Source organism: Enterobacter sp. R-1.6.2 (genome assembly GCF_035064085.1).
Taxonomy (GTDB): Bacteria; Pseudomonadota; Gammaproteobacteria; order Enterobacterales; family Enterobacteriaceae; genus Enterobacter; species Enterobacter asburiae_B.
This window is the reverse complement of sequence record NZ_JASEYI010000013.1, coordinates 109,345-129,658: the sequence shown is the minus strand read 5'-3', so window position 1 is coordinate 129,658 and position 20,314 is coordinate 109,345. Positions and strand designations below refer to the sequence as shown.

28 protein-coding genes are annotated in these 20,314 nt (G+C 53.1%); 5 read left to right on the top strand and 23 right to left on the bottom strand.

Translation table 11 applies throughout. The features are described from left to right. Positions 1-2: 2 nt before the first annotated feature. From rpsC to rpsJ, 8 genes are read right to left on the bottom strand one after another with little or no spacing between them, the layout of a single operon-like run. Positions 3-704 carry a 30S ribosomal protein S3 gene (gene rpsC, locus QMN93_RS15500; protein ID WP_000529945.1) on the bottom strand — a complete coding sequence of 234 codons (702 nt, stop codon included), beginning with the start codon at positions 702-704 and terminating at the stop codon, positions 3-5. Positions 705-721: 17 nt separating this feature from the next. Beyond that, on the bottom strand, positions 722-1,054 hold the full coding sequence (gene rplV / locus QMN93_RS15495) for a 50S ribosomal protein L22 (RefSeq protein ID WP_002919773.1): 333 nt from the start codon (positions 1,052-1,054) through the stop codon (positions 722-724). Positions 1,055-1,068: 14 nt separating this feature from the next. After that, a complete protein-coding gene (rpsS, locus tag QMN93_RS15490; RefSeq protein ID WP_001138117.1) occupies positions 1,069-1,347 on the bottom strand; it encodes a 30S ribosomal protein S19 in 279 nt (92 codons plus the stop codon). Between the two features lie 16 nt (positions 1,348-1,363). Continuing rightward, on the bottom strand, positions 1,364-2,185 hold the full coding sequence (rplB, locus tag QMN93_RS15485) for a 50S ribosomal protein L2 (RefSeq protein WP_000301859.1): 822 nt from the start codon (positions 2,183-2,185) through the stop codon (positions 1,364-1,366). Positions 2,186-2,202: 17 nt separating this feature from the next. After that, positions 2,203-2,505, bottom strand: coding sequence for a 50S ribosomal protein L23 (gene rplW, locus QMN93_RS15480; RefSeq protein WP_000617546.1), 303 nt, complete (start codon positions 2,503-2,505; stop codon positions 2,203-2,205). Then, positions 2,502-3,107 carry a 50S ribosomal protein L4 gene (gene rplD / locus QMN93_RS15475; protein WP_000424395.1) on the bottom strand — a complete coding sequence of 202 codons (606 nt, stop codon included), beginning with the start codon at positions 3,105-3,107 and terminating at the stop codon, positions 2,502-2,504. The genes rplW and rplD overlap by 4 nt, the downstream gene beginning before the upstream one ends. Before the next feature lie 10 nt (positions 3,108-3,117). Continuing rightward, positions 3,118-3,747, bottom strand: coding sequence for a 50S ribosomal protein L3 (gene rplC, locus QMN93_RS15470; protein ID WP_006178923.1), 630 nt, complete (start codon positions 3,745-3,747; stop codon positions 3,118-3,120). A 32-nt stretch (positions 3,748-3,779) separates the two neighbouring features. Next, entirely contained in the window at positions 3,780-4,091 is a 312-nt protein-coding gene (rpsJ, locus tag QMN93_RS15465) for a 30S ribosomal protein S10 (RefSeq protein ID WP_001181005.1), read from the bottom strand. Positions 4,092-4,471: 380 nt separating this feature from the next. Here rpsJ and QMN93_RS15460 point away from each other — a divergent pair, with 380 nt between their 5' ends. After that, complete coding sequence (locus QMN93_RS15460) at positions 4,472-4,945, top strand: A24 family peptidase (RefSeq protein ID WP_033146787.1); 474 nt, start codon at positions 4,472-4,474, stop codon at positions 4,943-4,945. Here QMN93_RS15460 and bfr read toward each other — a convergent pair. From bfr to fkpA, 11 genes are all read right to left on the bottom strand, one after another. Then, positions 4,929-5,405, bottom strand: coding sequence for a bacterioferritin (gene bfr, locus QMN93_RS15455; protein ID WP_008503492.1), 477 nt, complete (start codon positions 5,403-5,405; stop codon positions 4,929-4,931). The genes QMN93_RS15460 and bfr overlap by 17 nt on opposite strands. A gap of 72 nt (positions 5,406-5,477) precedes the next feature. Beyond that, a complete protein-coding gene (gene bfd / locus QMN93_RS15450) occupies positions 5,478-5,672 on the bottom strand; it encodes a bacterioferritin-associated ferredoxin (protein ID WP_008503493.1) in 195 nt (64 codons plus the stop codon). Between the two features lie 180 nt (positions 5,673-5,852). Beyond that, entirely contained in the window at positions 5,853-7,037 is a 1,185-nt protein-coding gene (gene tuf / locus QMN93_RS15445) for an elongation factor Tu (protein ID WP_014068448.1), read from the bottom strand. 69 nt (positions 7,038-7,106) lie between these two features. Then, on the bottom strand, positions 7,107-9,221 hold the full coding sequence (fusA, locus tag QMN93_RS15440; protein ID WP_033146789.1) for an elongation factor G: 2,115 nt from the start codon (positions 9,219-9,221) through the stop codon (positions 7,107-7,109). Between the two features lie 96 nt (positions 9,222-9,317). Beyond that, entirely contained in the window at positions 9,318-9,788 is a 471-nt protein-coding gene (gene rpsG / locus QMN93_RS15435; protein ID WP_004106370.1) for a 30S ribosomal protein S7, read from the bottom strand. A 96-nt stretch (positions 9,789-9,884) separates the two neighbouring features. Beyond that, positions 9,885-10,259: a 30S ribosomal protein S12 gene (rpsL, locus tag QMN93_RS15430; protein WP_000246815.1), complete on the bottom strand. Its 375-nt coding sequence runs from the start codon at positions 10,257-10,259 to the stop codon at positions 9,885-9,887. 124 nt (positions 10,260-10,383) lie between these two features. Beyond that, complete coding sequence (gene tusB, locus QMN93_RS15425) at positions 10,384-10,671, bottom strand: sulfurtransferase complex subunit TusB (protein WP_033146790.1); 288 nt, start codon at positions 10,669-10,671, stop codon at positions 10,384-10,386. Between the two features lie 7 nt (positions 10,672-10,678). Then, positions 10,679-11,038 (bottom strand): sulfurtransferase complex subunit TusC, encoded by a 360-nt coding sequence (tusC, locus tag QMN93_RS15420; RefSeq protein WP_048976244.1) that lies wholly within the window; start codon positions 11,036-11,038, stop codon positions 10,679-10,681. Next, complete coding sequence (gene tusD / locus QMN93_RS15415; protein ID WP_033146792.1) at positions 11,038-11,424, bottom strand: sulfurtransferase complex subunit TusD; 387 nt, start codon at positions 11,422-11,424, stop codon at positions 11,038-11,040. The genes tusC and tusD overlap by 1 nt, the downstream gene beginning before the upstream one ends. Further along, complete coding sequence (locus QMN93_RS15410; RefSeq protein WP_014171909.1) at positions 11,424-12,146, bottom strand: transcriptional regulator; 723 nt, start codon at positions 12,144-12,146, stop codon at positions 11,424-11,426. The genes tusD and QMN93_RS15410 overlap by 1 nt, the downstream gene beginning before the upstream one ends. A gap of 166 nt (positions 12,147-12,312) precedes the next feature. Continuing rightward, the gene (gene fkpA / locus QMN93_RS15405; protein WP_023309460.1) at positions 12,313-13,131 is read right to left on the bottom strand and encodes an FKBP-type peptidyl-prolyl cis-trans isomerase; all 819 of its coding nucleotides are present in this window, start codon (positions 13,129-13,131) and stop codon (positions 12,313-12,315) included. Positions 13,132-13,369: 238 nt separating this feature from the next. On the opposite strand from fkpA, the gene QMN93_RS15400 reads away from it, so the two are divergent. Next, positions 13,370-13,588 carry a protein SlyX gene (locus QMN93_RS15400; RefSeq protein WP_023309461.1) on the top strand — a complete coding sequence of 73 codons (219 nt, stop codon included), beginning with the start codon at positions 13,370-13,372 and terminating at the stop codon, positions 13,586-13,588. 54 nt (positions 13,589-13,642) lie between these two features. On the opposite strand, the gene slyD is transcribed toward QMN93_RS15400, so the two are convergent. From slyD to kefG, 4 genes are all read right to left on the bottom strand, one after another. Continuing rightward, entirely contained in the window at positions 13,643-14,233 is a 591-nt protein-coding gene (slyD, locus tag QMN93_RS15395) for a peptidylprolyl isomerase (protein ID WP_014833521.1), read from the bottom strand. A gap of 94 nt (positions 14,234-14,327) precedes the next feature. Beyond that, positions 14,328-14,528, bottom strand: a complete 201-nt coding sequence (locus tag QMN93_RS15390) for a YheV family putative zinc ribbon protein (RefSeq protein ID WP_033146793.1) — start codon at positions 14,526-14,528, stop codon at positions 14,328-14,330. 13 nt (positions 14,529-14,541) lie between these two features. Beyond that, complete coding sequence (gene kefB, locus QMN93_RS15385; RefSeq protein WP_193140116.1) at positions 14,542-16,347, bottom strand: glutathione-regulated potassium-efflux system protein KefB; 1,806 nt, start codon at positions 16,345-16,347, stop codon at positions 14,542-14,544. Beyond that, positions 16,347-16,901: a glutathione-regulated potassium-efflux system ancillary protein KefG gene (kefG, locus tag QMN93_RS15380; RefSeq protein ID WP_021242220.1), complete on the bottom strand. Its 555-nt coding sequence runs from the start codon at positions 16,899-16,901 to the stop codon at positions 16,347-16,349. The genes kefB and kefG overlap by 1 nt, the downstream gene beginning before the upstream one ends. A gap of 135 nt (positions 16,902-17,036) precedes the next feature. On the opposite strand from kefG, the gene QMN93_RS15375 reads away from it, so the two are divergent. From QMN93_RS15375 to QMN93_RS15365, 3 genes are all read left to right on the top strand, one after another. Next, positions 17,037-18,941 (top strand): ABC transporter ATP-binding protein, encoded by a 1,905-nt coding sequence (locus QMN93_RS15375; RefSeq protein ID WP_033146795.1) that lies wholly within the window; start codon positions 17,037-17,039, stop codon positions 18,939-18,941. Between the two features lie 112 nt (positions 18,942-19,053). Then, on the top strand, positions 19,054-20,076 hold the full coding sequence (locus tag QMN93_RS15370) for a hydrolase (protein WP_193140118.1): 1,023 nt from the start codon (positions 19,054-19,056) through the stop codon (positions 20,074-20,076). Further along, positions 20,073-20,291, top strand: coding sequence for a YheU family protein (locus QMN93_RS15365; RefSeq protein WP_008503016.1), 219 nt, complete (start codon positions 20,073-20,075; stop codon positions 20,289-20,291). Before QMN93_RS15370 ends, QMN93_RS15365 begins: the two co-directional genes overlap by 4 nt. Positions 20,292-20,314: the final 23 nt, after the last annotated feature.

The window sequence follows — 20,314 nt, the reverse complement described above, 5'->3', positions numbered from 1 at the left end:
CCTTATTTACGGCCTTTACGCTGCTGCTTTTTAGGTTGAGCAGCCGGTTTTTCCGGTTGTTCAACAGCAGCCATACCACCCAGGATCTCACCTTTGAAGATCCATACCTTAACGCCGATTACACCGTAAGTGGTGTGCGCTTCAGAGGTGTTGTAGTCGATGTCAGCACGCAGAGTGTGCAGCGGTACGCGACCTTCACGGTACCATTCGGTACGTGCGATTTCCGCGCCGCCCAGACGGCCGCTAACTTCAACTTTAATACCTTTAGCGCCCAGACGCATTGCGTTCTGTACAGCACGCTTCATAGCACGACGGAACATAACACGACGTTCCAGCTGTGAAGTGATGCTGTCAGCAACCAATTTAGCGTCCAGTTCAGGCTTACGAACTTCAGCGATATTGATCTGTGCAGGAACGCCAGCGATATCCGCTACGACCTTGCGCAGTTTTTCTACGTCTTCGCCTTTCTTACCGATAACGATGCCAGGACGAGCAGTGTGAATAGTCACACGGATGCTCTTCGCTGGACGCTCGATAACGATACGAGATACAGACGCTTTAGCCAGTTCCTTAGTCAGGTACTGACGTACTTTAAAATCGCTGTCCAGGTTGTCAGCGAATTCTTTGGTGTTCGCAAACCAGGTAGAGTTCCATGGTTTTACAATACCCAGGCGAATACCATTAGGATGTACTTTCTGACCCATTGCTAGTCTCCAGAGTCTCAGCGATCGGACACAACCACAGTAATGTGGCTGGTGCGCTTCAGGATGCGATCTGCACGACCTTTCGCACGCGGCATAATGCGCTTCATGCTTGGGCCTTCATCTACGAAAATTTTCGCGACTTTCAGATCGTCGATGTCAGCGCCATCGTTGTGTTCAGCGTTAGCAATGGCAGATTCCAGTACTTTCTTGACCAATACCGCAGCTTTCTTGTTGGTATAGGTCAGGATGTCCAGGGCCTGCGACACTTTCTTACCGCGAATCAGGTCAGCAACAAGGCGAACCTTCTGAGCAGAAGAACGAGCATGGCGATGTTGAGCTAAAGTTTCCATCTCTTCCTCCTACCTTATTTCTTCTTCGCTTTTTTATCAGCAGCGTGGCCGCGATAAGTACGAGTCGGTGCGAATTCACCCAGTTTGTGACCAACCATTTCGTCGGTAACAAAGACTGGAACGTGCTGACGACCATTATGGACAGCGATGGTCAAACCGATCATGTTAGGAAAGATCGTTGAACGACGGGACCAAGTGCGCAGGGGCTTCTTGTCTCCGCTTTCCACCGCTTTCTCTACCTTCTTCAGCAAGTGCAGGTCAATAAAAGGACCTTTCTTGAGAGAACGTGGCATGGCTTATCCTCTAAAATTATTTGCTACGGCGACGTACGATAAATTTATCAGTACGCTTGTTGCTGCGGGTCTTCTTACCTTTGGTCTGAACGCCCCACGGAGTTACCGGGTGCTTACCAAAGTTACGACCTTCACCACCACCATGTGGGTGGTCGACTGGGTTCATCGCAGTACCGCGAACGGTAGGACGAACACCACGCCAGCGTGCAGCACCTGCTTTACCCAGAACGCGCAGCATATGCTCAGCATTGCCAACTTCGCCCAGAGTAGCGCGGCAGTCTGCTTCGACTTTACGCATTTCACCAGAACGCAGGCGCAGGGTGACATAAGCACCATCACGAGCAACGATCTGAACGTAAGTACCAGCGGAACGTGCCAGCTGACCGCCTTTACCTGGTTTCATTTCTACGTTATGAACGGTAGAACCAACCGGGATATTGCGCATCGGCAGGGTGTTGCCTGCTTTGATTGCAGCATCAACGCCAGACTGAATCTGGTCGCCAGCTTTCAGGCCTTTAGGGGCCAGGATGTAACGGCGTTCGCCGTCTTTGTACAGAACCAGCGCGATGTTCGCGGAACGGTTCGGATCGTACTCAAGACGTTCAACAACTGCTGGGATACCGTCTTTGTTGCGTTTGAAGTCAACAATACGATAAGCCTGCTTGTGGCCACCACCGATGTGACGAGTGGTGATACGGCCATTGTTGTTACGACCACCGGATTTGCTGTTTTTTTCCAGCAACGGAGCAAAAGGTTTGCCCTTGTGCAGCTCAGGGTTAACCACTTTAACTACGTGGCGACGACCCGGAGATGTCGGTTTACATTTAACAACTGCCATTGTATTACTCCTCCGACTTACTCAGCGCCGCCAACGAAGTCCAGATTCTGGCCTTCTTTCAGGGTGACGTAAGCTTTTTTCCAGTCGCTACGACGACCGATACGCTGTCCGTGACGTTTAACTTTCCCTTTAACTACCAGGGTGTTAACGACTTCGACTTCGACTTCAAACAGTTTCTGCACAGCAGCTTTGATCTCTGCTTTGGTCGCGTCTTTAGCAACTTTGAGAACGATGGTGTTTGTTTTTTCCATCGCAGTAGACGCTTTTTCAGAAACGTGCGGTGCGCGAAGCACCTTCAGCAGACGTTCTTCACGAATCATGCCAGCATCTCCTCAACTTGCTTAACAGCATCAGCAGTCATTACGACTTTGTCGAAGGCGATCAGGCTAACCGGGTCGATACCAGTCGCATCGCGTACGTCAACCTTGTGCAGGTTACGTGCGGCCAGGAACAGGTTCTCGTCCAGCTCACCGGTGATGATCAGCACATCTTCCAGAGCCATGTCTTTCAGTTTCTGTGCCAGCAGCTTAGTTTTAGGCGCTTCAACAGAGAACTTCTCGACAACGATCAGACGATCCTGACGTACCAGTTCGGACAGGATGCTTTTCAGCGCGCCGCGGTACATCTTTTTGTTAACTTTTTGACTGTGGTCCTGTGGACGCGCAGCGAAGGTCACGCCACCTGAACGCCAGATCGGGCTCTTGATAGAACCTGAACGCGCACGGCCGGTACCTTTCTGGCGCCATGGCTTTTTGCCAGAACCAGTTACTTCAGCACGAGTCTTCTGAGCACGAGTACCCTGACGAGCACCAGCTGCATAAGCAACAACAACCTGGTGAACCAGCGCTTCGTTGAAATCACGACCGAAGGTAGTTTCGGAAACAGTCAGCGCGCTCTGCGCGTCTTTCAATACTAATTCCATTGCTATCCCCTTACGCCTTCACAGCTGGTTTAACGATCAGGTCGCTACCGGTTGCACCCGGAACTGCACCTTTAACCAGCAGCAGGTTGCGCTCAGCGTCAACACGTACTACGTCCAGGCTCTGAACGGTCACACGTTCGTTACCCAGCTGACCTGCCATTTTCTTGCCTTTGAACACTTTGCCCGGAGTCTGGTTCTGACCGATAGAACCCGGAACGCGGTGAGACAAGGAGTTACCGTGGGTAGCGTCCTGGGTACGGAAGTTCCAGCGCTTAACGGTACCAGCAAAACCTTTACCTTTAGAGGTACCGGTTACGTCAACTTTTTTAACGTCAGCAAACAGCTCAACGCTAATGTCCTGACCTACGGTGAACTCTTCGCCTTCAGCAAGACGGAATTCCCACAGACCACGGCCAGCTTCTACGCCAGCTTTAGCGAAGTGACCCGCTTCTGGTTTGGTTACACGGTTAGCTTTTTTAGCACCAGTGGTCACCTGAACAGCGCGGTAGCCATCGTTAGCCAGATCTTTAACCTGGGTAACGCGGTTTGCTTCAACTTCGATTACGGTTACTGGGATTGAAACGCCATCTTCAGTGAAGATGCGGGTCATGCCCACTTTTTTACCGACTAAACCAATCATTGTATCAACCTCTCAATCGCTCGATGACCTGATTAACCCAGGCTGATCTGCACGTCTACACCGGCAGCCAGATCCAGACGCATCAGAGCATCAACGGTTTTCTCAGTTGGCTCAACGATGTCAACCAGACGCTTGTGAGTGCGGATTTCGTACTGATCACGCGCGTCTTTGTTGACGTGCGGAGAGATCAGAACGGTGAAGCGCTCTTTGCGGGTCGGCAGCGGGATCGGACCACGGACTTGCGCACCAGTGCGCTTAGCAGTCTCGACGATTTCCGCGGTTGATTGATCGATCAGACGATGATCAAACGCTTTAAGGCGGATACGGATTCTTTGGTTCTGCATGAGACCAGAGCTCCAATTATTTTATAAACGAAAATGATTACTCCTCAAACCCATTACGATTGATGGGAGAGTGTAACCGTTCTTACGTAGCTCCCCAATTGGGAGCATTGTTGAGTAACAAAATGAGCTACTCTGGTTCTGATTGAACCCGCCGTCAATTACGACAAGCCCGCGCATTATACGTAAATCTGGACAAGACGCAAGTGCCGTTTAGAAATTAAGCGCCAGAGGCGCAGTGTGCGTATGGGCGCGCAACTTTTTACGCAATGTATCCCTTCTCAAGGCTTTGTCTCGAGCCCCTGCGCAAGTGTCGTTTTTATAGATTGCCGACCAGGTCGATTATAGCGAGGATGCGCTCAAACCCTTTTGAGGCCTTTTCCATGTTAACCACCCTCCCCTTTTTGCTGGTCTATTTTTCGCTGACTGCCTTTCTCGTCCGTGCAGATATTCGCTGCGGACTGCTTCCTGATAAATTTCTCTGCCCGTTGCTATGGGCGGGCCTGCTCTTTCAGCTCTGTGTCCAACCTGATTTTCTGCCGAGTGCAGTGGTGGGAGCGATGGCTGGATATGTCGGCTTTGCCGTTATTTACTGGGGATATCGGTTTATCTGCCGGCGTGAAGGGATGGGATACGGCGATGTAAAATACCTGGCGGCGCTTGGTGCGTGGCATGGCTGGTGCATGCTGCCTACGCTGGCGTTACTCGCTGCGCTTATGGCGCTACTTAGCATTCTTGTGTTTTCGTTACTCACCGGCGATAAGGGAGCATTAAAAAACCCACTGCCTTTTGGGCCATTTCTGGCAGCAGCGGGTTTATGCGTAGGCTGGAAGACGGTGGTTACTCTTCCACTTTAATCTGCGACTGAAGGTAGTTCTGCAGACCGATTTTAGCAATCAGATCCAGCTCCGTTTCCAGCCAATCAATATGACCTTCTTCATCGGCCAGGATCTGGATCATCATATCGCGACTAACGTAGTCATGTACGCTGTCGGCATAGGCAATGGCTTCACGGAGATCTTTGGCGCCTTCAAGTTCCAGCCTGAGGTCGGAACGCAGCATCTCTTCGACATCTTCTCCGATGCCCAGCTTTCCAAGATCCTGCAGGTTTGGAATGCCTTCAAGGAATAAAATACGCTCGATATATTTATCAGCGTGCTTCATTTCATCGATCGATTCATGGTACTCAACGTCGTTCAGACGTTTAAGCCCCCAGTTTTTGAACATTCTCGCGTGAAGAAAGTACTGGTTAATTGCGACAAGCTCATTTCCCAATAATTTATTGAGATAACTTATGATTTTAACATCACCTTTCATTATATAGTCCCTCCGCTTCCACTCATTGAAGCGTAGATCGGGCTACAGGGATGTCAAAAAAAAGATGGGCGCTTACGCGATCTCTTTGTATTCCGGGATCTGCATCAATTCGTCCTGCATGATCTCTCGCGCAGCACGTACACATTTACCGCATTGATTTCCCACCGGAACAAATTTGCGTAGTTGCTGAAATGACTGAGGCTGAAACTGGCGAACGGCCTGACGTATTTTCTTGTCGCTTACACCATTACATAAACAAACGTACATAGAGACTCCCGTTCAAATTATGCGCAAAGTGTAAGTGAGAATGGTTATGATTACAATAGCACAAACGCCACAATACGGGGCGGGAGCAGGCAAAAAATGCGAAATTTTGTGACAGTAACTGAGCGGCAGAAAACAAAAAAGGACGCCGAAGCGTCCTTTTTTTTATTCGGGGATAATTAATTAGCCCAGAACTTTAGCAACAACGCCCGCGCCAACGGTACGGCCGCCTTCACGGATTGCGAAACGCAGACCGTCGTCCATCGCGATTGGGTGGATCAGAGTCACAACCATCTTGATGTTGTCGCCTGGCATTACCATCTCAACGCCTTCTGGCAGTTCGATGGTACCGGTCACGTCAGTTGTACGGAAGTAGAACTGTGGACGGTAGCCTTTGAAGAACGGAGTATGACGGCCGCCTTCGTCTTTAGACAGGATGTACACTTCAGATTCGAACTTGGTGTGTGGCTTGATTGAGCCTGGCTTCGCCAGAACCTGACCACGTTCGATTTCTTCACGTTTGATACCACGCAGCAGAACACCAACGTTCTCACCAGCACGGCCTTCGTCCAGCAGTTTGCGGAACATTTCAACGCCAGTACAGGTAGACTTCGCAGTCTCTTTGATACCAACGATTTCAACTTCTTCACCAACTTTGATGATACCGCGCTCTACACGACCGGTAACAACGGTACCACGACCGGAGATGGAGAATACGTCTTCGATTGGCAGCAGGAACGGCTTGTCAATCGCACGCTCTGGTTCTGGGATGTAAGAATCCAGGAAGCCAGCCAGTTCGATGATTTTCGCTTCCCACTCAGCTTCGCCTTCCAGCGCTTTCAGAGCAGAACCACGAACGATTGGAGTATCGTCGCCCGGGAAATCGTACTGAGACAGCAGTTCACGAACTTCCATCTCTACCAGTTCCAGCAGCTCTTCGTCATCAACCATGTCGCATTTGTTCAGGAACACGATGATGAAAGGAACGCCTACCTGACGACCCAGCAGGATGTGCTCACGAGTCTGAGGCATTGGGCCGTCAGTCGCAGCAACAACCAGGATCGCGCCGTCCATCTGCGCAGCACCGGTGATCATGTTTTTAACATAGTCGGCGTGGCCTGGGCAGTCTACGTGTGCGTAGTGGCGAGTCGGGGTGTCATATTCAACGTGGGAAGTGTTGATGGTGATACCACGAGCTTTTTCTTCTGGTGCGTTATCGATCTGGTCGAATGCACGAGCAGAACCACCGTAGGTTTTAGCCAGAACGGTAGTGATTGCAGCAGTCAGGGTAGTTTTACCATGGTCAACGTGGCCGATAGTACCAACGTTGACGTGCGGTTTTGTACGTTCAAATTTTTCTTTAGACACGGCTATATTCCTTACTATAGTGCTCTCCCCTGTGGAGAGAGCACGGGACTTAGGTTTTAATCCTGTGGATTACTTACCACGGGCTTCAATAACGGCCTGAGCAACGTTGTTAGGCGCATCATCATACTTCAGGAATTCCATGGTGTATGATGCACGACCTTTGGTCAGAGAACGCAGCTGAGTTGCATATCCGAACATTTCAGACAGCGGAACTTCAGCGTGGATCTTAACGCCAGTTACTTCGGATTCCTGACCACGCAGCATACCGCGACGACGGCTCAAGTCACCGATAACGTCACCGGTGTTCTCTTCAGGAGTTTCTACTTCAACCTTCATGATTGGCTCAAGCAGAACTGGTTTTGCTTTCTTAAAGCCTTCTTTAAAGGCAATAGACGCAGCCAGTTTAAACGCCAGTTCAGAGGAGTCAACGTCGTGGTAAGAACCGAAGTGCAGACGAACACCCATGTCAACAACCGGATAGCCAGCCAGAGGGCCCGCTTTCAGCTGTTCCTGGATGCCTTTATCAACGGCTGGGATGTATTCGCCAGGAATTACACCACCTTTGATGTCGTTGATGAACTCGTAACCTTTCGGGTTAGAGCCCGGCTCCAGTGGGTACATGTCGATCACAACGTGACCGTACTGACCGCGACCACCAGACTGCTTAGCGTGTTTACCTTCAACATCGGTAACTTTCGCGCGAATCGCTTCGCGGTAAGCAACCTGAGGTTTACCCACGTTCGCTTCAACGTTGAATTCACGCTTCATACGGTCAACGATGATGTCCAGGTGCAGTTCACCCATACCAGCGATGATGGTCTGGTTAGATTCTTCATCAGTCCATACGCGGAATGATGGGTCTTCTTTCGCCAGACGGCCCAGAGCCAGACCCATTTTTTCCTGGTCAGCTTTGGTTTTTGGTTCAACTGCGATGGAGATTACCGGCTCAGGGAATTCCATACGCTCCAGAATGATCGGGTGATCCGGGTCACACAGGGTGTCACCAGTGGTCACGTCTTTCAGACCGATAGCTGCAGCGATGTCGCCCGCACGAACTTCTTTGATCTCTTCACGTTTGTTAGCGTGCATCTGTACGATACGGCCAAAACGTTCACGCGCCGCTTTCACGGAGTTCAGGATGGTGTCACCGGAGTTAACCACACCAGAGTAAACGCGGAAGAAGGTCAGGTTACCCACGAATGGGTCGGTAGCAATTTTGAACGCCAGTGCAGAGAATGGCTCTTCGTCGCTTGCGTGACGCTCAGCCGGAGTATCTTTACCGTCGTCCAGGATGCCGTTGATCGCAGGAACGTCAACTGGGGATGGCAGGTAGTCAACTACCGCATCCAGCATCGCCTGAACACCTTTGTTCTTGAACGCAGAACCACAGGTTACCAGGATGATTTCGTTGTTCAGAACGCGCTGACGCAGAGCTTTTTTGATCTCTTCTTCAGTCAGTTCTTCACCACCCAGGTATTTCTCCATCAGCTCTTCAGAAGCTTCAGCAGCGGATTCGATCAGGTTCTGGTGCCATTCGTCAGCCAGGTCCTGCATTGCAGCTGGGATATCTTCGTATTCGAAGGTAACGCCCTGGTCTGCATCGTTCCAGTTGATGGCTTTCATTTTCACCAGGTCGATAACGCCGGTGAAGCCTTCTTCAGCACCAATTGCCAGCTGCAGCGGAACAGGGTTCGCGCCCAGACGGGTTTTGATCTGGCCAACAACTTTCAGGAAGTTAGCACCCATACGGTCCATTTTGTTAACGAACGCGATGCGTGGAACTTTATATTTGTTCGCCTGACGCCATACGGTTTCAGACTGTGGCTGAACACCACCAACTGCGCAATAAACCATTACCGCGCCGTCAAGAACACGCATGGAACGTTCTACTTCGATGGTGAAGTCAACGTGCCCTGGGGTGTCGATGATGTTTACGCGATGCGGTTCGTACTGCTTAGCCATACCTGACCAGAATGCAGTAGTCGCTGCGGAGGTGATAGTGATACCACGCTCCTGCTCCTGTTCCATCCAGTCCATGGTGGCTGCGCCGTCATGAACTTCACCGATTTTATGGTTTACACCGGTGTAGAACAGAATACGTTCGGTAGTAGTGGTTTTACCGGCGTCGATGTGCGCACTGATACCGATGTTACGGTAGCGTGCGATGGGTGTTGTACGAGCCATTTGATTCCTCGTTTATATCTTTAGGCGTTCAGTTAAGTTACCCAGAGCGGGCGGCTTCTCTGAAGCGCCCGCCTGGTGACTAATACTCCGAAGGGATTACCAACGGTAGTGTGCGAACGCCTTGTTGGCTTCTGCCATACGGTGAACGTCTTCACGTTTCTTAACTGCAGTACCTTTGTTGTCTGCAGCATCAGAAAGTTCGTTCGCCAGACGCAGAGCCATGGATTTATCACCGCGTTTACGAGCAGCTTCAACGATCCAACGCATTGCCAGAGCATTACGACGAACCGGACGAACTTCAACTGGAACCTGATAAGTAGAACCACCAACGCGGCGGGACTTAACTTCTACGGTTGGGCGAACGTTGTCGAGAGCGACTTCGAAAGCTTCCAGTTCATTTTTACCAGAACGCTGAGCCAGGGTCTCAAGCGCGCTGTATACGATTGCTTCTGCAGTAGATTTTTTACCATCTACCATCAGGATATTTACAAATTTTGCCAGCAGTTCTGATCCGAATTTCGGATCTGGAAGAATTTTACGCTGACCAATAACGCGACGACGTGGCATGGGAATACTCCGTTGTTAATTCAGGATTGTCCAAAACTCAAAGAGTTTAGTTTGACATTAAGATAAATCAGTTTGGCCTTACTTAACGGAGAACCATTAAGCCTTAGGACGCTTCACGCCGTACTTGGAGCGAGCCTGCTTACGGTCTTTAACACCTGAGCAGTCGAGCGCACCACGAACGGTGTGGTAACGAACACCCGGAAGGTCTTTAACACGACCGCCACGGATCAGGATCACGGAGTGCTCCTGCAGGTTGTGACCTTCACCACCGATGTAGGAAGTCACTTCGAAACCGTTAGTCAAACGCACACGGCATACTTTACGCAGTGCGGAGTTTGGTTTTTTAGGAGTGGTGGTATATACACGAGTACATACGCCACGTTTCTGCGGGCAGGCTTCCAGCGCAGGCACGTTGCTCTTTGCAACTTTGCGTGCGCGTGGTTTGCGTACCAGCTGGTTAACTGTTGCCATTAAATAGCTCCTGGTTTTAGCTTTTGCTTCGTAAACACGTAATAAAACGACCTCATACAATATGAGGACGCGAAATTTTAGGGCTACGTCGAAAAGGTGTCAAGAAATATACAGCGATCTCAAATCACCAGTTCATTTGACTGGCGTGCGTCACAGTAAGATTGACGAAATCAGTATAGCCAACCACGTCAATTTTGGCTGAAATTTGACCAGAAAGACCCCGCGCATCCAGATCGTCCTTCAGCGCAGAGACTGTTATGGGGGCATTCGTGAGAATTTCAACGAAACGACTGCCGTCCAGTGCGGCAAGCACACCATCCTGAATCAGCAGCAGGTCATCACCTTCGCGCAGCATGCTCAGTAACGCATCGATATCACATTGCCACGGTGAATGGCTCAGAGTATGGAGCATGTCAGCCTCAGAAAGTCAGAACGGTGTCGTAGTGGGAAAGGTGTTCGCGCAGTGCAACAGAAGACAGGACTGTCACATCCAGCACGAAAGGCGTTGCCTCGTTTAAACCGCGCGCAGCCAGGGAGTCGGCACAGACATAGAAGGTTTCGATATCGTAAAGCGGTAACACTTTGAACGTCGCGATGTAATCGCGCGCCAGAATGGCCTGAGGCTGCTGCCCCGCCAGAAGCTGAAATACGCCGTCGCCCAAAAAGAAGACACCGATATCTTCGGTCAATGCTGAGGTCGCGAGCAGCGCATCCAGCCCTTCTCTGCCGGACGCATTGCCGTGCGGTGCGGAGGAAAAAACAAACGCGACACGCTTCATCAGAATTGCACCACTCTGTCGCAGGTTAATGCCGCCTGTGCCAGTGCACCCAGGCCACTCAACGAAAAGCCGGGCTGCAGGTTAGAACCCGATAAACCAAGACGTGCGGCTTCGGTTGCATCGGTCACCCCGCGGCGCAGTGCCGCCGCCACGCAGATGTGCAGTTCTACGCCCTGCTTTTCGTTTAATGCCTGCCAGGCGCGCACCAGATCGAACTCGTCGCTCGCCGGTGACGTAAACTGATTCGCGTTATACACCCCTTCCCGATAGAAGAAGACGCTCGCCAGCTCATGTCCGGCCGCCAGTAGCGCATGCGCAAACTGCAGCGCGCTGCTGGCCTGCTGAGTGCCGTACGCCGGGCCTGTCACCATTAACGCAAAACGCATTACTTGTCTTGTCCCTGGAAATCGCCGCTTTTGAACTGGCGAATATAGAGGTAGACCGTGTGCTTGGAGATGTTCAGACGATCGGCCACCTGGTTGATGGCGTCTTTAATATCAAAAATCCCTTTTTCGTAGAGATTGAGCACGATCTGGCGATTCTTGGCGTTGTTCGAGACGTTGCGATCGGCATTCACCTCTTCAATCGTAAACTCAAGCGTCTGGGTCACCAGATCTTCAACGGAGGAGGCAAAGTTAACAGAAGAGCCAACGTCCGGCGTTTCTGGTGGAATAAAGGTGCTCATGATTTGCGAGAATGGCACATCAAGGTTCATGTTGATGCACAGCAGCCCAATAACACGATGCTCGCGGTTTCGAATCGCGATGGTTTCTGATTTCATCAGCACGCCGCTTTTGGCGCGGGTGAAATAGCATTTTGAGACGCTGCTGTCCGCGCCGGTCATGTCATGCAGCATACGCAATGCAAGGTCGGTAATTGGCGAACCAATTTTACGGCCAGTATGCTCACCATTCGCAATGCGGATGGCGGAACACTTCAGATCTTGCAGGGAGTGCAATACGATTTCGCAGTGGGAGCCAATGAGCATCGCTAACCCGTCCACTACCGCTTCGTAGGATTTCAGAATATCGAAGTCGGTCTGATCGAAAGGACGTTGATCCAGCAAATCAAGTTCACTGGTTTCGTTGGTTAAAAGCGACCTGGACATGAAAAAAACACTCCTTTTCAGGAGCCTGTCGTTAGGTTTTCAGGGCAGGCTCATTATCTACACGGACAACTAAATTAATACAGCGTGCGTAGCGCTTTCCAGTGTTAATTATATCTGCCCCACAATAAAAAAACCGCCGCCTGAAAGGCGGCGGTTTTTTTCAACATTACTTCTTAGCAGCAGCGGCTTTATCGTCAGCCGGTGCGTCTGCTTTCGCATCCGCTTTCGGTGCCGGTTTGATATCCAGCAGCTCTACGTCAAAGACCAGCGTAGAGTTGGCAGGGATACCCGGAACGCCGGTTTTGCCATAGGCCAGATCCGGTGGGATAACCATCTTGATCTTGCCGCCTTTCTTGATGTTTTTCAGGCCTTCAGTCCAGCCAGGGATCACACCATCCAGACGGAAGGAGAGCGGCTCACCGCGGGTGTAAGAGTTATCGAACTCTTTACCGTCGATCAGCGTACCTTTGTAGTTCACAACCACGGTGTCGCTGTCTTTAGGCGCATCGCCGGTGCCTTCTTTCTCAACTTTGTACACCAGGCCGGTAGAAGAGGTTTTCACACCTTTCTCTTTGGCAAAGGTATCGCGGTAGGCTTTGCCTTTCGCTTCGTTGTCTTTAGCGTCCGCGTCCATCTTGGTCTGCGCGGCACCCTTCACGCGCGCTTCGAACGCCTGCAGAGTCTGTTCAATTTCCTGGTCAGACAGCTTGCTCTTATCTGCAAATGCGTCCTGAACGCCCGCGATCAGCTGAGCTTTATCCAGTTTGATGCCCAGTTTCTCTTGTTCTTTCAGAGAGTTTTCCATGTAGCGACCCAGAGATGCGCCCAGTGCGTAGGCGGATTTCTGGTCGTCATTTTTGAACGCCGCTTTGCTGTCTGCAGTGGCAGCAGGCTTCGCAGCAGTATCAGCAGCGAATGACAGCGGCGCGTTCAGCGCAACAGCCATCGTCGTCGCCAGCAGCGTTACTTTAAACAGTGATTTCATCCATATCTCCAGGGCCTGGGGACTCTCACCCCAGCGTTAAACGTAAATGAGTTACGTACTATAAAACGTTGCGGAAGAAATCTACAGACAGACACTTCCAATTCTCGCCACTTTTCAGACTATTTTTGTTTAAATAAGTTTCCTGCCAAGGGGATGCGGACTGTACTTAAGGATAAACTCAGTTAAACTGCGCCGCCGCAGGGCCATTATGGCGAATCTGAAATAAACGAGGTGAATGATGAAGGATACAGCAATAGAAGCGAGAATGGCTGAGCTGGAAAGCCGCCTGGCTTTTCAGGACATCACCATCGAAGAGCTAAACCAGACCGTGACCGCACATGAGCTCGAAATGGCAAAACTGCGGGATCATATGCGCCTGCTGACGGAAAAGCTGAAGGCTACACAGCCGTCAAACATTGCCTCTCAGTCAGAAGAGACGCCACCTCCTCATTATTGAGGCGTAAAAAAAGCGGGATTATTATCCCGCTTTTTTATTTTCCGCATGACGGAATTAGTGGCAACCGCAGCCGCCGTTACCGCAACCACCTTTACCGTGGTCGTGACCATGGTCGTGATCGTGGCCGTGACCACCGCAGCAGCCGTCGTGGCCGTGATCGTGGTCATGGTCGTGACCGTGCGCACCGTGAACGTGGCCATGAGCCAGCTCTTCTTCGGTCGCTTCACGGATCGCAACAACTTCTACGTTGAACTTCAGGTTCTGGCCAGCCAGCATGTGGTTACCGTCAACCACGACGTGGTCATCTTCCACTTCGGTGATTTCAACAGGAACCGGGCCCTGGTCAGTTTCAGCCAGGAAGCGCATGCCAACCTGCAGTTCGTCAACGCCCATGAACACGTCTTTAGGAACGCGCTGAACCAGGTTGTCGTCATACTGACCGTAAGCGTCGTTCGCGCCTACAGCAACGTCAAATTTGTCGCCAACTTCATGACCTTCCAGCGCGTTTTCCAGGCCAGAAATCAGGGAACCGTGACCATGCAGGTAGTCAAGCGGCGCACTCACCGGAGACTCATCAACCAACACACCGTCTTCTGTACGTACCTGATAGGCCAGGCTGACCACCAGGTCTTTTGCTACTTTCATGATATCTCCTGAGCGTGGGAAAATTGCTGGCGCAGATTGTAGCGGAAATCTGCACCCGTGTACCCTTTAGCTTAAAAAAACTCAGGGCATATCGCTAGTCCGGATGAAAAATCCCGATAACTTGCTCTTCTTTGCGAACGTGATCGCGGGCCTCTTTATCGGCCTCACGCATCTGGTGACCGCACTTAACACACTCAACAACATCAACATTATTTTCCCGCCACATCGCCAGGGTATCTTGCGCCTGACAGGTCGGGCATTTTGCACCCGCGATAAAGCGTTTACGTACAGCCATCTTTCGTTACCCTTTATTCAAATTCATCCCAGCCATCAAGCTGGCGTCGTTCCTGTTGCATCTCTCGCTGGAAGATCTCCTCCAGCTCGCGACGCGCTTCCCGCACGCGGGATATCTGCGCCGTATCGGTATGTACCGGCATCAGCTCGCGCAACATCCGCATATCCAGCCGGCGGAAGTGCATCTGGGCGCGCTGCGCCTGATGCGGATGCATGCCGAGCGAGATCAGCGCCTTACGGCCCAGCTCCAGCGCACTGGAGAACGTCTCACGGGAGAAGTGTTTCACACCCGCCTGCAACAATTCGTGAGCTTCAACACGTCCCCGCGCACGCGCCAGAATATGCAGATGCGGGAAATGCTGCTGGCACAGATCCACCAGCTTCATCGTGTCTTCCGGATCGTTACAGGTAATCACGATGGACTCTGCCGCTTCCGCCCCCGCCGAGCGCAGCAGCTCAAGCTGGGTCGCGTCGCCGTAGTAAACCTTGTAGCCATATTTGCGCATCAGGTTGACCGCGCTGATATCACGCTCCAGTACCGTAATGCGCATTTTGTTCGCCATCAGCAAACGCCCGATAACCTGTCCAAAACGGCCAAAGCCCACCACAATCACCTGCGGCTTATCGTCTTCCACCCACGGCGCTTCGTCTTCATCGTCATTTGGGTTCAGGCGGCGCGACAGCAGTTTATCCACCAGCTTCATCAGCAGCGGCGTGGTCATCATAGACAGCGTGACCGTCACCAGCAAAAGCGCCATCTGATCGTCTTTAAACAGCTTCTGGGAGGATGCGGTCGAGAAAAGCACAAACGCGAACTCGCCTCCCTGGCTTAACACGCTGGCAAACTGCATGCGTTCCGAACTGCGCAGCCCGTAGATACGCGCTATGACGTACAGTACCAGCATCTTCACCGCAACCAGGATAGCTACGCTCACTATCACCCACAGCAGATGGGTATAGAGCACACCGAGGTTAAGCGCCATCCCCACAGAAATAAAGAACAGGCCTAACAGCAGCCCTTTGAAGGGATCGATGGCAATTTCCAGCTCGTGCCGATACTCACTCTCCGCCAGCAGCACCCCGGCGATAAAGGTCCCGAGCGCCATCGAGAGCCCCAGCGCGTCCATAAACAACGCCGATCCCAGCACCAGCAGCAGCGTCGCGGCGGTAAACACCTCGCGAACGCCCGACGCGGCTATAAAGCGGAACACGGGACGTAGCAGGAAACGACCGCCAATCAGCATGCCCGCGAAGGCCAGCACCTTCATGGCGATTTTAGCCCAGTCGAAGTGATCGTCCCCGGACCCCGCCAGCAGCGGCACCAGCGCCAGCGCCGGGATCACCGCCAAATCCTGGAACAGCAGCACCGAAAAGCCCAGCTGACCGGCTTCGTTGCGATTCATCCCTTTGTCGCGCATCAGCTGCAGCGCCATCGCCGTCGACGACATCGCAAGCCCTATCCCGCCAATCACCGCCGCCTGCCATGAAAAGTTTGTCAGCATTAACAGGCCACCCAGGATCGCGGCGCTGAACAACACCTGCGCGGCGCCCACGCCAAAGATAGAGCGTCGGAGCTGCCACAATTTCGAAGGATTCAGCTCCAGGCCGATGATGAACATCAGGAACACCACGCCCAGCTCGGAGAAATGGAGGATCTCATCGACATCGCTGATGAATCCCAGCCCCCATGGCCCAATCGCGATCCCCGCCAGCAGATACCCCAGCACCGCACCGATACCAATACGGGCTGCAAGCGGCACCGCGACGACGGCCGCAAATAAAAACAGCACCCCGGCGAGGAGTAAATTCGATCCTTCCATTAACGACCTCCTGCCGGAATAGGTGACGCCAGCCATTCACCGTAGGCTCTGGCGTGGCTTGCCAGCTCTTTCGGATCCTGACGCCGCGCCCAGTAGACAATAATCGGGCTCATCCAGTGCATACGGCACATCGCCGCCGTCAGCTCGAATGGCCTGAGGATATCGCTCATCGGATAGCGGTTCAGCCCGTCGTGGCGGTAAGCGCTTTCGGGTTCACCGGTCGTAATCACACTACGCCAGTACTTTCCCGCCAGCTGGTTGCCCCCCACCCCGCTGGAGAAGCCCCGGCTCAACACGCGGTCCAGCCACTCTTTGAGCAGCGCCGGACAGCTATAGGTATAAAGCGGATGCTGGAACACAATCACGTCATGCTGACGCAGCAGCTCCTGCTCGTAAGGGATATCAATAAAGAAATCAGGATAGTGCGCGTAGAGATCGTGCACCGTTACGTTACTAAGCTGTGTGGCCGGCTTAAGCAGCACCCGGTTTGCCACCGAGTCCTGAGATTCCGGATGGGCATACAGCAGCAGCACTTTTGCTGTCTGAGACATCATTCCCCTCCCGGTCTTGTTTCTGTTTTTGTGTATCGTCGCTGTTTTGGGCTACCATGGCGGCCCGGTGCGGAAAATGGCCCACACCTTACATTATCATAATGACAAATTAACATAGTCGGAACATACGGCGCTTCTATGATTGTTTTCTCCTCGTTACAAATTCGTCGCGGCGTGCGCGTCCTGCTGGATAACGCCACTGCTACCATCAACCCGGGCCAAAAAGTGGGTCTGGTCGGCAAAAACGGCTGCGGTAAATCCACCCTGCTGGCGCTGCTGAAAAACGAGATTAGCGCGGATGGCGGTAACTTTACCTTCCCGGGAAACTGGCAGCTCGCCTGGGTAAACCAGGAGACGCCTGCGCTGAGCGAACCGGCACTCGACTATGTTATCGACGGCGACCGTGAATACCGTAAGCTCGAAGCGGAACTTCATTCTGCTAACGAGCGCAACGACGGTCACGCCATCGCCACCGTTCACGGCAAGCTGGACGCCATCGACGCGTGGACCATTCGCTCCCGCGCCTCCAGCCTGCTGCACGGCCTGGGCTTCAGCAACGAACAGCTGGAACGTCCGGTCAGCGACTTCTCCGGCGGCTGGCGTATGCGCCTCAACCTGGCGCAGGCGCTGATCTGCCGCTCTGACCTGCTGTTGCTCGACGAACCGACCAACCACCTCGATCTCGATGCGGTTATTTGGCTGGAGAAGTGGCTCAAGAGCTATCAGGGCACTCTGATTCTGATCTCCCACGACCGCGACTTCCTTGACCCGGTGGTGGATAAAATTATTCATATCGAACAGCAAACGATGTTCGAGTACACCGGCAACTACAGCTCCTTCGAGCGCCAGCGCGCGACGCGTCTCGCCCAGCAGCAGTCCATGTATGAAAGCCAGCAGCAGCGCGTGGCGCACCTGCAGAGCTTTGTGGATCGCTTTAAGGCCAAAGCCTCAAAAGCCAAGCAGGCCCAGAGCCGCATCAAGATGCTGGAACGCATGGAGATGATTGCCCCGGCGCACGTGGATAACCCGTTCCACTTCAGCTTCCGCGAGCCGGAAAGCCTGCCGAACCCGCTGCTGAAGATGGAGAAGGTCAGCGCGGGCTATGCCGACCGCATTATTCTCGACTCCATCAAGCTCAACCTGGTGCCGGGTTCACGTATTGGCCTGCTGGGGCGTAACGGCGCCGGTAAATCGACGCTGATCAAACTGCTGGCGGGCGAGCTTAACCCGGTCAGCGGCGAAATCGGCCTCGCGAAGGGCATCAAGCTGGGTTACTTCGCCCAGCATCAGCTGGAATTTTTACGCGCGGATGAATCGCCGATTCAGCACCTCGCGCGTCTTGCGCCGCAGGAGATGGAGCAGAAGCTGCGCGACTATCTCGGCGGCTTCGGCTTCCAGGGCGATAAGGTGACTGAAAACACCGAGCGCTTCTCCGGCGGCGAAAAGGCCCGTCTGGTGCTGGCGCTGATCGTCTGGCAGCGCCCGAACCTGCTGCTGCTCGATGAACCGACCAACCACCTGGATCTCGACATGCGTCAGGCGCTGACCGAGGCGCTGATTGAGTTCGAAGGCGCGCTGGTGGTGGTTTCGCACGACCGTCACCTGATCCGCTCCACCACGGACGATCTCTATTTAGTGCACGGCGGCAAAGTCGAACCGTTCGACGGCGATCTGGAAGACTATCAGCAGTGGCTGACGGACGTGCAGAAGCAGGAAAACCAGCCGGAAGAGTCAGCGAAAGACAACGCCAACAGCGCGCAGGCGCGTAAAGATCAGAAGCGCCGTGAGGCGGAGCTGCGCACCCAGACGCAGCCCCTGCGTAAAGAGATTACCCGTCTCGAAAAAGAGATGGAAAAACTCAACGCCACGCTGGCTATCGTTGAAGAGAAGCTCGGCGATAGCGGCCTGTATGACCAGAGCCGCAAGGCTGAGCTGACCGACTGCCTGCAAACCCAGGCGAAGACCAAATCCAGTCTCGAAGAGTGCGAGATGGCGTGGCTCGACGCGCAGGAACAGCTGGAAGCGATGCTGCAGGCTGACTGACTTATTTACCCCGTTTGAAGAGCAGAATCCGTACCGGGTTCGGAAATCCAGCTTAAACGGGGTACAATTCGGAAAGTATCGTAAATTTCCGACAAGAATCAGCATCGCGCTTATGACCCAAATCATTCCATCAGACTTCGACATTGCGGCCGAAGACAGCACTGAGTTCGTGCCTATGCGCGGCGTGGCCAATCCGCATTTGCAGACCATGCTGCCGCGACTGATCCGCCGCAAGGTTCAGTTCACCCCGCACTGGCAACGGCTTGACCTGCCAGACGGTGATTTTCTGGATCTCGCCTGGAGCGAAGCGCCTGAACAGGCTCGCCATAAGCCGCGTCTGGTGGTTTTCCACGGTCTGGAAGGCAGCCTGCACAGCCCGTATGCGCATGGGCTAATTGAGGCGGCAAAAGCGCGCGGCTGGCTCGGCGTGGTGATGCATTTTCGCGGCTGCAGCGGTGAACCGAATCGTCAGAAACGCATTTATCACTCGGGTGAAACCGAAGACGGGACGTGGTTTTTACACTGGCTGCGGGAAAATTATGGCACCGTGCCAACGGCCGCCGTGGGCTACTCGCTGGGCGGCAATATGCTGGCCTGTCTGCTGGCCAAAGAGGGCGAAAGCGTACCGCTGGATGCCGCCGTCATTGTCTCCACGCCGTTTATGCTCGAGCAGTGCAGCTACCACATGGATAAAGGCTTTTCCCGCGTCTACCAGCGCTACCTGCTCAACCTGCTGAAGGCCAACGCGGCGCGTAAGCTGAAGGCCTACCCGGATACCCTGCCGGTAAGCCTGCGCCAGCTGAAAAAGGTGCGTCGTATCCGCGAGTTCGACGACCTGATCACCGCGAAAATCCACGGCTTCGCCGATGCGATTGACTATTATCGTCAGTGCAGCGCCATGCCGCTGCTCAGCAAGATCACGCAGCCGACGCTGATTATTCATGCCAAAGATGACCCGTTTATGGATCATCACTCGATCCCCGCTCAGGAATTCCTGCCCGACAACGTTCACTATCAGTTGACCGAGCACGGCGGCCACGTCGGCTTTATCGGCGGCACGCTGCGCCGCCCGAAAATGTGGCTTGAGGCGCGTATTCCTGACTGGCTGACCCCTTATCTGGACGGTGCAAAATGATTATTCCCTGGCAGGATCTGGCTCCCGAAACGCTCGATAATCTGATTGAAAGCTTTGTATTACGCGAAGGCACCGATTATGGTGAACAGGAACGCTCGCTTGAGCAAAAGGTCAACGATGTTAAGCGCCAGCTGAAAAGCGGCGACGTGGTGCTGGTGTGGTCAGAACTGCATGAGACGGTCAATATCATGCCCCGCAACGCGTTTCACGGCTGATCTTCCACCCTTTTCAGTCAGGG